This is a genomic window from Sanguibacter sp. 25GB23B1, from assembly GCF_040012415.1.
Taxonomy (GTDB): domain Bacteria; phylum Actinomycetota; class Actinomycetes; order Actinomycetales; family Cellulomonadaceae; genus Sanguibacter.
Window position 1 is genome coordinate 174867 of record NZ_JBDYKL010000001.1, and the last position, 12936, is coordinate 187802.

Annotated in this window: 13 protein-coding genes; 6 read left to right on the forward strand and 7 right to left on the reverse strand. The window is 72.6% G+C overall.

From position 1 onward, the window contains the following. Nucleotides 1-2: 2 nt before the first annotated feature. The gene (locus ABKW26_RS00840) at nt 3-575 is read right to left on the reverse strand and encodes a nucleotidyltransferase family protein (protein WP_348590501.1); all 573 of its coding nucleotides are present in this window, start codon (nt 573-575) and stop codon (nt 3-5) included. Then, entirely contained in the window at nt 572-1198 is a 627-nt protein-coding gene (locus ABKW26_RS00845) for an alpha/beta fold hydrolase (protein WP_348590502.1), read from the reverse strand. The genes ABKW26_RS00840 and ABKW26_RS00845 overlap by 4 nt, the downstream gene beginning before the upstream one ends. A gap of 120 nt (nt 1199-1318) precedes the next feature. Here ABKW26_RS00845 and nhaA point away from each other — a divergent pair, with 120 nt between their 5' ends. Continuing rightward, nucleotides 1319-2623: a Na+/H+ antiporter NhaA gene (gene nhaA / locus ABKW26_RS00850; RefSeq protein WP_348590503.1), complete on the forward strand. Its 1305-nt coding sequence runs from the start codon at nt 1319-1321 to the stop codon at nt 2621-2623. Here nhaA and ABKW26_RS00855 read toward each other — a convergent pair. Then, nucleotides 2605-4269 (reverse strand): MFS transporter, encoded by a 1665-nt coding sequence (locus tag ABKW26_RS00855; protein ID WP_348590504.1) that lies wholly within the window; start codon nt 4267-4269, stop codon nt 2605-2607. The genes nhaA and ABKW26_RS00855 overlap by 19 nt on opposite strands. Nucleotides 4270-4341: 72 nt before the next feature. On the opposite strand from ABKW26_RS00855, the gene ABKW26_RS00860 reads away from it, so the two are divergent. Then, nucleotides 4342-4893, forward strand: coding sequence for a TetR/AcrR family transcriptional regulator (locus ABKW26_RS00860; RefSeq protein ID WP_348590505.1), 552 nt, complete (start codon nt 4342-4344; stop codon nt 4891-4893). A gap of 157 nt (nt 4894-5050) precedes the next feature. Next, a complete protein-coding gene (locus ABKW26_RS00865; protein ID WP_348590506.1) occupies nt 5051-6667 on the forward strand; it encodes a methyl-accepting chemotaxis protein in 1617 nt (538 codons plus the stop codon). 9 nt (nt 6668-6676) lie between these two features. Here the strand turns inward: ABKW26_RS00865 and ABKW26_RS00870 are convergent, their stop codons facing one another. The 3 genes from ABKW26_RS00870 to ABKW26_RS00880 are packed head-to-tail and all read right to left on the reverse strand — an operon-like array spanning nt 6677 to nt 8739. Continuing rightward, nucleotides 6677-7207 carry a nucleoside deaminase gene (locus ABKW26_RS00870; RefSeq protein ID WP_348590507.1) on the reverse strand — a complete coding sequence of 177 codons (531 nt, stop codon included), beginning with the start codon at nt 7205-7207 and terminating at the stop codon, nt 6677-6679. Beyond that, the gene (pucL, locus tag ABKW26_RS00875; RefSeq protein ID WP_348590508.1) at nt 7204-8109 is read right to left on the reverse strand and encodes a factor-independent urate hydroxylase; all 906 of its coding nucleotides are present in this window, start codon (nt 8107-8109) and stop codon (nt 7204-7206) included. The genes ABKW26_RS00870 and pucL overlap by 4 nt, the downstream gene beginning before the upstream one ends. A gap of 45 nt (nt 8110-8154) precedes the next feature. Next, entirely contained in the window at nt 8155-8739 is a 585-nt protein-coding gene (locus ABKW26_RS00880) for a hypothetical protein (protein ID WP_348590509.1), read from the reverse strand. Between the two features lie 151 nt (nt 8740-8890). On the opposite strand from ABKW26_RS00880, the gene ABKW26_RS00885 reads away from it, so the two are divergent. Together ABKW26_RS00885 and ABKW26_RS00890 are read left to right on the forward strand one after the other, a co-directional pair. Next, nucleotides 8891-10249: a hypothetical protein gene (locus tag ABKW26_RS00885; RefSeq protein ID WP_348590510.1), complete on the forward strand. Its 1359-nt coding sequence runs from the start codon at nt 8891-8893 to the stop codon at nt 10247-10249. Nucleotides 10250-10413: 164 nt separating this feature from the next. Next, on the forward strand, nt 10414-11403 hold the full coding sequence (locus ABKW26_RS00890) for an XdhC/CoxI family protein (RefSeq protein WP_348590511.1): 990 nt from the start codon (nt 10414-10416) through the stop codon (nt 11401-11403). 47 nt (nt 11404-11450) lie between these two features. Here ABKW26_RS00890 and ABKW26_RS00895 read toward each other — a convergent pair whose 3' ends face one another. Then, nucleotides 11451-11987, reverse strand: a complete 537-nt coding sequence (locus ABKW26_RS00895) for an MOSC domain-containing protein (protein ID WP_348590512.1) — start codon at nt 11985-11987, stop codon at nt 11451-11453. A 165-nt stretch (nt 11988-12152) separates the two neighbouring features. On the opposite strand from ABKW26_RS00895, the gene ABKW26_RS00900 reads away from it, so the two are divergent. Next, nucleotides 12153-12908, forward strand: a complete 756-nt coding sequence (locus ABKW26_RS00900; RefSeq protein WP_348590513.1) for a hypothetical protein — start codon at nt 12153-12155, stop codon at nt 12906-12908. The last annotated feature ends 28 nt before the right edge of the window (nt 12909-12936 follow it).

Consider the following 12936-nt stretch of genomic DNA (forward strand, 5'->3'; position numbering starts at 1 on the left):
GATTATTCACGAGTGTCGACGTCGTCGCCCCCGCCCAGGTCCGTACAGTCGACCGCGAGGGCCGCGTGGGCCCGGAGGTATCCGCGGGCACCGGCGTCGCCGTGGAGCGTGTCCCGCAGCGGAGCCCAGTGCTCGCGGCCGATGAGGACGGGGTGACCGGGGCGGCCGTCGTAGTGCGCCTGCACCAGCGCGGTCCGGCGCGCACCGCGGGCTCCGCCTGCGTCGACGACGCGCGCGACGGCGCCCGCGCGCAGCCGGGGCAGGTCGACGAGCGTCACGACGACCGCGTCGGCGTCCGGCACGAGACGACCGACGGCGTCAAGCCCTTGCCGCAACGACTCCCCCATGCCGCTCTCCCAGGCCGTCACCTCGACGACGGAGGCCGCGGGTGGTACGAGGGGGCGCGCGGCGTCCGCCTCAGCGCCGAGCGTGACGAGGACGGGACCGCAGCCGGCGCTCTCGAGCACCGAGACGGCGAGCTCCAGCCAGCTCTCGCCGTCGGTGTCGAGCAGCGCCTTGGGCCGGCCCATCCGTCGGCCGCCGCCGGCGGCGAGCACGAGACCCGCGACGCTCATGCCACCCGGTGGAGGAGCTCCAGCGAGCGCTGCACCACGAGGGTGGTCGCGTCCGCGTCGAAGGACGGGAGCGAGCTGTCCGTGAACAGGTGCTGGTCACCCGGGTAGACGAACAGCTCCGCCACGTCCGGTCCGACGCTCTCGACGAGCTCCCGCGCTGCGTCGACGTCGCCCTCGAGCCCGAAGAACGGGTCGTCCTGCATCCCGTGCACCTGCACCGGCACGCCGGCCGGCCACGGGCCGATCGCCCACTCCCCCGTCACAGGCAGGCACGCCTCGTACAGCAGAGCGCCGCCGACGCCTGGTCGCGTCTGCGCGAGCTCCTGCGCCACGCTCGCACCCCACGAGATCCCGGCGACCACCAACCGTTCCGGGAGCCCGGCGAGCACCTGGGCGGTGCGCTCACCGAGGACCGCGTCACCGACGTCCCGGACGAGCGCGACGCCCTCCTCGACGGTGGCGGGTCTCGCTCCGTCGAAGAGGTCGGGGGTGTGCACCACGTGCCCGCCGGCACGCAGCCGGTCCGCGAACGCCTGCACCCCGACGGTCAGCCCCTGGACATGATGGAACAGCACGACCTCGGTCATGCGACCCTCCTCCGGTCTCGTCGCCTCGCACGTCACACCACCGTAGGCCGACCTGGGCGGGTCCGCGCGGCCGTCCTCCTCTAAGATGGGGCGCGGTGCGCCGGGAAGTCTGGTCGGCAACAATCTTGCCGACCCCTCATGTCCTAAGGATCCTGAATGCCTCCTGCACAGCGCTCGACCCCCCTCCTCGGCCGAGGATCGTGGCCTGAGTCCGCCCGCATCGCCGAGATCCTCCGCAAGGAGACCGTCGGCGGGATCCTCCTGCTCGTCGCGACCGTGGTCGCGCTCACGTGGGCCAACTCCCCGTGGGCCGACTCCTACGACGCCCTGCGCGAGGTGCGGATCGGGCCGGAGGCCCTCCACCTCGACCTCACTCTCGGTACGTGGGCGGCCGACGGTCTCCTCGCGATCTTCTTCTTCGTCGTCGGGCTCGAGCTCAAGCGCGAGTTCGTCGCCGGCGACCTGCGGGACCCGCGGCGCGCGGCCCTGCCGATCCTCGCCGCCGTGGGCGGGATGATCGTCCCCGCGCTCGTCTACGTCGCGGTGAACTTCAACACCGGCGACGGCGCGCTCGACGGCTGGGCGATCCCCACCGCGACGGACATCGCCTTCGCGCTGGCCGTCCTCGCGGTCGTCTCCACGCACCTGCCGATCGCGCTGCGGACGTTCCTGCTCACGCTCGCGGTCGTCGACGACCTCCTCGCGGTGACGATCATCGCGCTCTTCTACACGGCCGACCTCCAGACCGGCCCGCTGCTGCTCGCCCTCATCCCCTTCGCGCTCTTCACGGTCGCCGTCCAGCGCCGGATCCGGTCCTGGTGGATCCTTCTGCCGCTCGCCGTCGCGACGTGGACCCTCGTGCACGAGTCCGGGATCCACGCGACCGTCGCGGGCGTCCTGCTCGGCTTCGCCGTGCCCGTGCTGCGGAGTGCCGCCGCCGGCGGACCGGATGCCGGCCCGGGACTCGCCGAGCACTTCGAGCACCGCGTCCGACCGATCTCCTCCGGCTTCGCCGTCCCCGTGTTCGCCTTCTTCGCTGCCGGCGTCACCGTCGGGGGCCTGGGCGGCTTCGCCGACGCGCTGCGCGACCCGGTCGCGCTCGGGATCGTCGCCGGTCTCGTCCTCGGAAAGGCTGTCGGGATCTTCGGCTTCACGTGGCTCGTCGCGCGCTTCACCAAGGCGCGGCTGGACGCCGAGCTGCGATGGCTCGACGTCCTCGCCGTCGCGATGCTCGGCGGGATCGGGTTCACCGTCTCGCTCCTCATCGGCGACCTCGCCTTCACCGACGCGCTGCGCGACGAGCATGTCAAGGTCGGTGTGCTCACCGGCTCGGTGATCGCGAGCGTGCTCGCCGCGGGCCTCCTGCGCTCGCGGAACCGCGCCTACAAGCGCATCGAGGAGATCGAGAAGCGGGACGCCGACGGCGACGGCATCCCGGACGTCTACGAGGAGCGCGGCTGACCCTGGTCGGCGACGGCGCGGGCCATCTGGTCCGCGCCGACACCGGCCGACGGGGCCGAGCGTCGGTCCGCCCGCTGGGCCGAGCGCAGCGCCAGCCCCACCCCGACCGCGGTGAGGAACGCGAGCACGGCGCCGATGGTCGACGTCACGTCGACGCCGTCGGCGAACGCGCTGCGAGCGGCCGTGAGCAGCGCGTCGGACTCGGCGGCCGGGAGCGACGCCGCCGCGTCGACGGCGCCGCCGAGCGTCTCGCGCGACTGCTCGGCGAGGGCAGGGTCGAGCCCGTCCGGCAGCTCCAGGCGGGTGCGGTAGACGGCTGCGAGGATGCTGCCGAGCACCGCGACGCCGAGCGACGCGCCGAGCTCGTAGGCGGTCTCGGAGATGCCTGACGCCGCTCCTGCCCGCTCCGGCGGGACCGAGGCGAGGATCGCGTCGTTCGTGAGCGTCTCGGCGAGGCCGGCCCCGCTCCCCACGAGGACGAACACGACGACGATGACGCCGACGGAGGACGTCCCGCTGAGCGTCGTGCCGACCACGTAGCCCATGGTCGCGAGGAGCAGCCCTGCCGGGACGAGCAGCCAGATGGGCGCGACGCGGGCGAGCGCGACGGCGGCGAGCCCCATGACCACGGAGGCCACGGCGCCGGGCAGAAGGTGGACGCCGGCGTCGAGCGGGGAGATCTCGAGGACGAGCTGCAGGTACTGGGAGACGAAGAAGACCAGGCCCGAGATCGCGAACACGGCCATGAAGTTGGCCAGCACGGAGGCCGAGAACGTCCGGTTCCGGAACAGCGCGACGTCGAGCAGAGGGTCCTTGAGGCGCGTCTGGCGGCGCACGAAGACGACCCCGAGGCCGAGCCCGAGCAGGAGGGACGCGACGCCGAGCACGCCGATGCCGTCGCTCGCGAGCTTCTTGATGCCGAGCACGAACGGCAGCATCGCGACGACGGAGAGCACCACGCTCGGGGCGTCGAGCCGTGCGGAGTGCGGGTTCCGCGACTCCGGGAGGAGGAACGGGGCAGCGACGAGGAGGACGAGGAGCACCGGCACGTTGATGAGGAAGATCGATCCCCACCAGTAGTGCTCGAGCAGCCAGCCGCCGACGATCGGGCCGAGCGCCGTCCCTGCGGAGAATCCGGACGCCCAGACCGCGATCGCGAGGCGGCGCTGGTTGTCGTCGAGGAAGAGGTTGCGCAGGAGCGCGAGGGTCGACGGCATGAGCGTCGCGCCGAAGAGGCCGAGGAGAGCCCGGGCGAGGATGAGGTGCGACGCGTCCGTGGCGAAGGCGGCGAGGACGCTGACGACGCCGAAGCCCGCAGCACCGACGAGCAGGAGCCGGCGGCGCCCGACGCGGTCGCCGAGCGTGCCCATCGTGACGAGGAGGCCGGCGAGCACGAGCGGGTAGATGTCGACGATCCACAGCATCTGCGTGGCGGTCGGCGAGAGCGCGACGCTCAGCTGGGGGATCGCGAAGGAGAGCACGGTGTTGTCGATGCTCACGAGGAGGACCGGGAGCATGAGGGCGACGAGCCCGAGCCAGGCGCGTCGGCCGGCTCGTGGCGGGGCGGCGGCGTCGGGTGATCGTGTGGTCGTCGTGGCGGCTCGGTCCGGTCGGTCGGTCGCGTCGCGGTGCAGGTCGTGCGTCATGGTCTCGCTCTCTCGTCAGCAGTCGGCCACTACTGTACCGGCTGGACGGTATAGCGACGGTAGAGTGTGTCCATGCCCACCCGGACCACCCCCGCCAAGCCCACCCGCGAGGTCCTCCTCGACTCCCTCGAGACCCTCCTCCTCGCGGGCGGCTCCTCCGCCGCCACGCTCGAGGCGGTGGCCGCGACCGCCGGCGTCTCCAAGGGCGGGCTGCTCTACCACTTCGCCTCGAAGGAGGCGCTCTACCAGGGCTTCCTCGACCGGATGGTCGTCCAGTCCCGCGCCGAGGCCGAGCAGATCCTCGACGCCCCGCAGGGTGTCGTCGCGGCCTACCTCGACGTCTCCTCGGTCGCCGACGACCCCTCCACCCGGACCGTGCTCGCCGCGCTGCGGCTCGCCGGCGTCCCGGAGGTCGACGTCGAGGCGGCCCTCGCCGAGTCCTTCCGGTTCTGGTACGAGACCATCTCCCGGCAGATCGACGACCCCGTCCTCGCACGGATCGTCCAGCTCGTCGGCGACGGCTTCTACCTCCACGCCCTCATCGGCTCCGGCCACGACGAGGACGCCGCGGTCGTCGAGAGGGTCGTGGCCCTCGTGGCCGAGTGGCAGCGCGCCGCATCCTGAACCGGGCCGCCGCAGCGGCCTGACCTGCAGTTTCACCTACCGTCGTCCAGTGAGATGTCGCCCGGCGACAGGGACGATCGTCCCCTCTGTGGGTGGTGCGACGCGCCGATGGAGTCGGTGCGCACACGCGCACGCACCCCACGGAAGAGGCACCGCCATGACTGCTCGAGCGTCCACCCCAGCCCGCCGCCGAGGGTTCTCCGACACGAGCATCCGCACGCGGATCCTCGCCGCGCTGGCCGTCGCCGCCCTCGTCGCCAGCACGATCGGCGTCGTCGGCCTCGTCGCCCTCGCGAACGCGAGCCGCTCCGCCGAGTACCTCTACACGCAAGGAGTCCTCGGGTTCGAGAACGTCGCCGCCATCCGGCGCGCAAGCATCGAGATGCGCATGAACGTCCTCAGCCAGGCCGTCGCCCAGAGCGACGAGAGCAAGGACCGCTACGAGGCGGTCGTCGCCACCCTCGACACCGAGACCGCCGCCCTCATGGAGGAGTTCCGCGACCGCGCCACCGCGGCAGAGCTCCCGCTCTACGACGAGATGGAGACCGCGCTCGCGGACTACCGCGACATCCGGGACAGGCTGCTCCTCCCCGCTGGACGAGCCAACGACCTCGTCGCCTGGGAGGAGGCCCGCGACGGTGAGGCCGCCGCCCCGATCGACGCGCTCATGAGCACCCTCGCGGACGTCATCACCAGCGAGAAGGCCGCCGCCAAGGCGGCCATGGACTCCGCCGAGGCCGGGTACCGCCAGAGCCGGACGGTCGTCCTCGTCATCCTCGTCGCCGGTCTCGCGCTCGCCGTCACCCTCGGTGTGCGCGTCGCCCGCGGAATCGTCCGCGGGCTCACCGCCGTCATGAAAACCGTCGAGTCGCTCGATGCCGGCGACCTCACCGCGACGACCGGCCTGACGTCCCGTGACGAGGTCGGGCGGATGGGCACGATGCTCGACGACGCCCTCGCCACACTGAGGTCCGTCGTCCAGACCATCGACACGTCCTCGGACTCCGTGGCAGGCGCGTCGACGGAGATGGCGGCCACCGCCGGGCAGATCGCCGCGAGCGCCGAGCAGACCGCCACCCAGGCCGCCATCGTCGCGGGTGCAGCCGAGCAGGTCTCGGGGAACACCCAGGTCGTCGCCGCGGGCACGGAAGAGATGGGGGCGTCGATCCGGGAGATCGCGCACAACGCGAGCGAGGCGGCGCGGATCTCGGCGCGAGCGGTGACGGCGGCCGAGCAGACGAGCGTCACCGTGCACCGGCTCGGTGAGTCGAGCCGGGAGATCGGCGAGGTGGTGCGCGCGATCACGTCCATCGCGGAGCAGACGAACCTGCTGGCGCTCAACGCGACGATCGAGGCTGCCCGAGCGGGCGAGGCCGGCAAGGGCTTCGCCGTCGTGGCAGGCGAGGTGAAGGAGCTCGCGCAGGAGACCGCGCGCGCGACGGAGAACATCGCCCGGCGGGTCCAGACGATCCAGGACGACACGGTGGAGGCGGTCGCGTCGATCACGGAGATCTCGGAGGTCATCGCGTCGATCGACGCGTTCCAGGCGACGATCGCCGCTGCCGTCGAGGAGCAGACGGCCACGACCAACGAGATGAGCCGGACGGTGTCAGAGGTGTCGACCGGCTCCGTCCAGATCGCCGAGAACATCGCCGGTGTCGCCGAGGCGGCCGTCCTCACGACGCAGGGTGCCCACGAGTCCCGGGTGGCCGTCGACGAGCTCGCGCGCATGTCCGCCGACCTCAAGGCGCTCGTCGGTCAGTTCACCTGCTGATCCTCCCGGTCAGTAGTCGGTGCGGGTGGACGACGCGAGCCACGCGTCGAACGGTGCGGACGAGTGCTCCACCCGCATCGCCTGCACCGGCGAGGGCCACGTGCTGCGGTCCCGGGCGAAGAGCTCGTAGAACTCGAGGTCGTCGAAGCCGCCACGCGCCGCGTCGTGGCGGTCGGCGCTGTAGACGATGCGGTCGAGCCGGGCCCACAGTGCGGCGGACAAGCACAGGGGGCACGGCTCGCAGGAGGTGTAGAGGGTCGCGCCCGCGAGCGAGAACGTGCCGAGCTCGCGGCAGGCCGCGCGGATCGCCGTGACCTCGGCGTGCGCGGTCGGGTCGTTGTCCCGCGTCACCCGGTTCTGGCCCGACGCGACGAGCTCGTCGGCGCGCACGATGACCGCGCCGAACGGGCCGCCGCCCTGCGCGACGTTCGCGACGGCGAGCTTGATGGTCCAGGCGAGCCATCGCTCGTCCGCCCGGAGCGGGTCAGGTGCCGGCACCGGGAGCACCGGCACCGCAGCCGAGGGCGCCGCGTCAGTCATGCGAAGCCCCCGGACTCACGCCACGCGGAGCCTGCGTCGGGGGCGTCGTCGCGCGCGATGGTCGCCTCGATGAGGCCGTACGGGCGGTCCGCGGCGACGAAGACCTCGCCCGGGTTCTCGAGACCGAACGGCGCGAGGTCGACGAGGAAGTGGTGCTTGTTCGGTGCCGCGAGACGGATCTCGGCGATGTCCTCGAACGCCTCGAGGACCGCGGTACCCATGTGCCACAGGGTCTGCTGGAGGGCGAGCGAGTGCACGGTCGCGAACTCCCGCAGGAGGATCGCCCTGACCCCCGCGTACGTCGCGTCCCAGTCCACCTCGGTGGAGGACGTGCGCCACCGCGCGACGAGCGACGTCGCCATGACGCGGTCCGTCGTCTCCTGGAGGGTCGTGTACGGGTCGGTGAGGAACCCGTGGAACTCGGAGCCGGTCGACTTGAGCATGACGAGGTCCTTGAGTCCCATCACGACGTGGGCGCGCTGCCCCGTCGGGTGGGACTCGACCGTGACGGCCGCGGTGCGCACCTCCGCGCCGGACCGCACCCACGTGTGGTCGTGCTCCACCCCGTCGATGACGACGCGGTCCCACGCGTACTGCTCGATCTCGATCCGCGCGCCCTGGACCGGCACCACGTCGTCCACGAAGTGACGCGCGAGAGCGAGGCCGTACGCCTCGATGGACGAGATCCCGACCTCCTTCGCATACGCGAAGGCCGTGTTCTTCTGGGTGTCGGTCGGCAGGACGTCGGACTGGTCGCCGACGAGGTACGCCGCCGAGAAGTCACCGCGCAGGGCCGTCGTCACGTTGAGATCCGTGATCTCGTGCCGTGGGGTGTCGCGCGTGATCCGCACGACGCGGCTCTCGGCCTTGCCGTACTGGGAGTCTGTGAGGTGCAGCGTCATCTGCGCATGCTTCCACCGGCGTGTGACCGGGGTGTCAGGCGCATGTCACTGCGGTGTTTCGGACGGCGGCGGCAGCTCGGGCTGCAGCGGCGTCTCGGCGATCGCCACGACCCACGGCTCCGTCGGGCGCCCCAGGCGCTCGTCGGTGACCCGGCGTCCGCGAGCCGCGAGGACCTGGGCGCGGGTGGGTGCCTGCAGCGTCCGCTGGGGTGCGGCGTGCTGCCCGACCTGCGGCGTGGGCCCGTGCCCCGCCCCCGCGTCAGCGTCCCCGGCAGGGGCGCCGCTCGCCCGTCGGGCAGCATCGAGCATCTCTCCCCATGCGGCGTCGACGAGCTCGAGCTCCTCGGCGTGCGCGAGGTCGCTGCGCGCGAGCAGCGTGAGGGTGCGGACCCCGATCTCCTGGCTCTCCGGCCGGGAGTCGAGCACGAGGTCGCTCGCCCACGCGAAGCGCGTCCACCACTCCGTCTTCGCGTCGGCACGGGTGCGCTGACGCAGGCTCGCGACGGCGATGCTCCCCGCGATGAGGGCAGCGAGGAGCGTGAAGAAGGGCGCGAGGGACGAGACCCACTCGACCCAGGCGGGAAGAGACGAGTCCTCGCTCGCTGCGACCGTCCACGAAGCGCCGACCATTCGAGAAGGATGTCACCGATCGCCTGTTCTCGCCCGGGCTGCGAACGCGACGCCCCGACCTGCGGCGACGCCATTTCACCCCGCAGCCCGGGCCCGACGATCTGGTGCAGCGCGGCTCACCGTGCGACCGTCGTCGCGCAGCAGACGCGACATGATCACACCTGCGCGTCCCGAGGACCGGTGCGCAGGTGCCTACGACGCCAAGGACGGCATCATGACCACGACGAGGATCGACGAGACGCTCGCCGGCGAGCGCGGGCCCGTCGCCCGCGGGCTGGACCGGCGCACGATGCTGAGGATGGCGGGGGTCGCGATGGTCGCACCGTGGGTGACGGGCGGCGCTGCAGGTGCGGCGTCCGCGGCTCAAGGCCGCGGCAAGCCCGGTGCAGGGCCTGCGGCGCCGGCCGTCGACCCTGCGCTCTCCCTGGCTCGCGCGTTCGACTTCCTCGACGAGCGCACCTCGCTCGCACCCGGGACGGAGGGCTTCCTCCCCCGCAGCTACACGGGCGGATACCTCGGCTCGATCGGCTACGACGTCGCGTTCGTCTACGACTGCGCCCTCGTGATCCTGGCGCACCTGGCGCGCGGGACGGTCGACGACGTGGCGCGCGCGACGAAGGTCGGCGACGTCCTCGTGACCGCACAGCTGACCGACCCGGCGGGCGACGGGCGGCTGCGGACCTCCTACATGTCGTCCCCCGCCGTCGGGCCGCGCGGTCCGGACGTTGCCGGTGCGGCCACGATGACCGGCAACCAGGCGTGGGCGGGCATGGCGTTCGTGCGCCTGTACGAGCACACCGGTGCGCCCCGCTTCCTCGAGGCGGCGCTCCGCACCGCGACCTTCGTCGCGAGCACCACGTTCGACGAGCGTGGCGTCGGCGGCTTCTCCGGCGGTTCGAACGCCGACGGCGCTCCCCTGACCTGGCGGTCGACGGAGCACAACACGGACTGCGTCGCGTTCTTCGCCCAGCTCGGGCGCGTCACCGGCGACGGGACGTGGACGCAGCACGCCGAGCGGGCCCGGGTGTTCGTCCGCTCGATGTGGCAGGGCACCCACTTCCACATCGGCACCCTGCTCGACGGTGTCACGCCGAACACGTCCCCGATCGTCGAGGACGTCCAGACGTGGACGTACCTCGCGCTGCGCGAGACGGCGTACGCGTCCTCGCTCGACTTCGCCTGGACGAAGCTCGTGACCACCGACGGCCCGGTGACGGGTGCCCGCGTCGTCGTCACCACCCAGAAGAAGGTCTGGCTCGAAGGGACCGCGCACCTCGCGTGCGCGCTCGCGACCCGCGGTGCCACCGGTGACGCGACCCGGGCCGCCACGCTGCGCACCGGCATCTGGACCGCACAGACGACGGTGCCGAACGCTGACGGCCGCGGCATCCCGGCCGCCTCCTCCGACGGTCTCACGACCGGCGAGGGCGACGTCTTCTACACGTCGCTCCACACCGGGGCGACGGCCTGGGCGGTCTTCGCCGCGCTCGGCGTCAACCCGTTCGCCTGACGACCGGGCAGTCCCGGCGAGACCCGGTCCTCGCCGGGACTGCCGCGATCGGGTGAGACGTCGTAACCTTCGGGATACACGCGCGCCCTAGCGTGGGGGCATCGTGCAGGCGCCGCGCCGTGCAACGACGCACGGCACCGTTCCTGTCACGAGAGGCACGCCACATGTTCGACATCGCCGGGGCGCTCCTGGACGTCGTCGAGACCGGACGACGCGCAGCGGTCGCGACGGTCATCCACGTGAGCGGGAGCGCCCCGCGGCCCGCCGGCGCGTCCATGGCGGTCCTCGACGACGGCAGCGTCGTCGGCAGCGTCTCCGGCGGCTGCGTCGAGGGCGCGGTCTACGAGGCGGCGCTCGGCGTCCTCGCGGGCGGACCGCCCGTCCGCGAGCGCTTCGGCATCAGCGACGAGGTCGCGATCGGTGTGGGGCTCACGTGCGGCGGAGAGATCGAGGTGCTCGTCGCGCTCCTGCCGGCTGCAGGTCCGTGGCTCGGGCCGCTGCGCGCGGCGCACGAGGGACTCGCTGCGTCGCTCAGCCTCGTGGTCGGGGGCCCGCCCGGGCTCGTCGGCACGTTCGTCACCGACGACGTGGCCGACGGCACCGGGGCCGAGGTGTTCCGCGAGCTCGCGCAGCCGCCCGCCCGGCTCATCGTGTGCGGCGCCAACGACTTCGCTGTCGCGCTCACCGAGGTGGCCGCGTTCGTCGGGTACAGCGTCACCGTCTGCGACGCCCGCCCGGTCTTCGCGACGCCGGAGCGCTTCCCACGAGCGCGCGAGGTCGTCGTGTCCTGGCCGCACACCTACCTCGCGGGCGAGCTCGCCCGCGAGACGATCGACGCTCGCACGGTCGTGTGCGTCCTCACCCACGACCCGAAGTTCGACGTCCCCCTGCTCGCGGCGGCGCTGCGGATGCCCGTCGGCTTCGTCGGGGCGATGGGCTCGCGGCAGACGCACGAGGACCGGGTCGGGGCGCTCGTCGACGTCGGAGCGACCGAGGACGAGCTCGCCCGGCTGCACTCGCCGATCGGTCTCGACATCGGCGGCAGCACGCCGCAGGAGACGGCCGTCGCGATCCTCGCGGAGATCCTCGCCGTCCGGTCGGGGTCGAGCGGGCTGCCGCTCCGGGCGCTCGACGGCCCGGTCCACCGCGGCTGAGTCCGCGGACCGGCGGCACGGACCGGCTGGTCAGACCCGCTCGAGGCTCAGACGGGCTCGAGCCGGCGGAAGGGGCCGTCGGGCAGCTCGACGCCGATGCCGTCACCGGGGCGCACGTCGCCCCCGCGCTCGACGACGCTCATCACCCCGGCCTTGCGGACCACTCCCCCGGTGGCGTCCCGCCCCAGGGTGACCTTGAGCAGCCCGGACCGGAACGCGTCGATCTGCCGGCACGGGTTGCGCAGCCCGGTCACGCGCACGATCGCGTCGGTACCGAGCCGCAGCCGCGTCCCTGTGGGCAGGTCGAGGAGGTCGACCCCGGACGTGAGGATGTTCTCGCCGAGGTCGCCCTGAACGAGGTCGTAGCCCTGGGGGCGCGCCTCGTCGAAGAGCTCGGCGTGGACGAGGTGGACCTGGCGCAGGTTCGGCGCGGTCGCGTCCCGCGCGACGCGGCTGCGGTGCTGGACCGACGCGCCCGCATGGGCGTCACCGAGGACCCCGTGGTCCTCGACGAGCGTCACGACGTCGCGCGGGACCTTGCTGAAACGGTGCTCGTCGTCCGTGCTCACTCCGAGGACGATCATCGTCACGATGCTATCGACGACGCCCGGACGCGACCACCGGAGGTCGACGGGCGAGGTGTCCCGTTTGCGCGTAGGTTCCCACCAGGGCGGTCCTGCGGGGCCTGGCCGTCGCGCCCGATCGGCACCCGACCGCCACCACAGACCACTTCGACGAGGAGCACCACCGTGACCACGAACGACAGCACCGCCCCCACGCCGCACGACCGCGACGGCGACGGTCGCGACGACCGTCTTCAGCGGGACACGCACCGCGCCGACGCGACGCCGCGCCTCGACAAGGACGGCCGCCCCGTCGAGGGTGACGGGCACGTCCCAGCGCATGCCGACGACTCCGCCGCCGAGGTGCTCGCCACCGACCGCAAGGCCGTCGTCCAGCGCGAGAAGGAGGAGTACGGCGGCGTCAAGGTCGGCTCCGCGTTCTTCGGGTGGCTCACCGCGACCGGCACCGCCGTCCTGCTCACCGCGCTCGTGGCCGCCGGGGGCGCAGTCTTCGGCCTCGCCACGGACACCGACGTCGCGCAGACGGCGCAGGACGCCACGACGTCCGACGCGACGACCGTCGGCATCGTCGGCGGGATCGTCCTGCTCGTCATCATCTTCCTCGCGTACTACTGCGGTGGGTACGTCGCCGGCCGCATGGCACGCTTCAACGGCCTCAAGCAGGGCGTGGCCGTGTGGATCTGGGCCGTGCTCATCGCGGTCGTCGTCGCTGTCGTCGCCGCTGTCGCCGGTGACGAGTACGACGTCCTCGGCGAGCTCAACGCCTTCCCGCGCATCCCGCTCTCCGAGGGCGACCTCACAACAGGCGGGATCATCGTGGCGGTCTCCGTGGCCGTCGCGAGCCTCCTCGGCGCGATGGTCGGTGGCCTCGCCGGCATGCGCTTCCACCGCAAGGTCGACCGCGCCGGTCTCGGGGCCTGACAGCACCGACGCGGGGCCCTGCTGATAC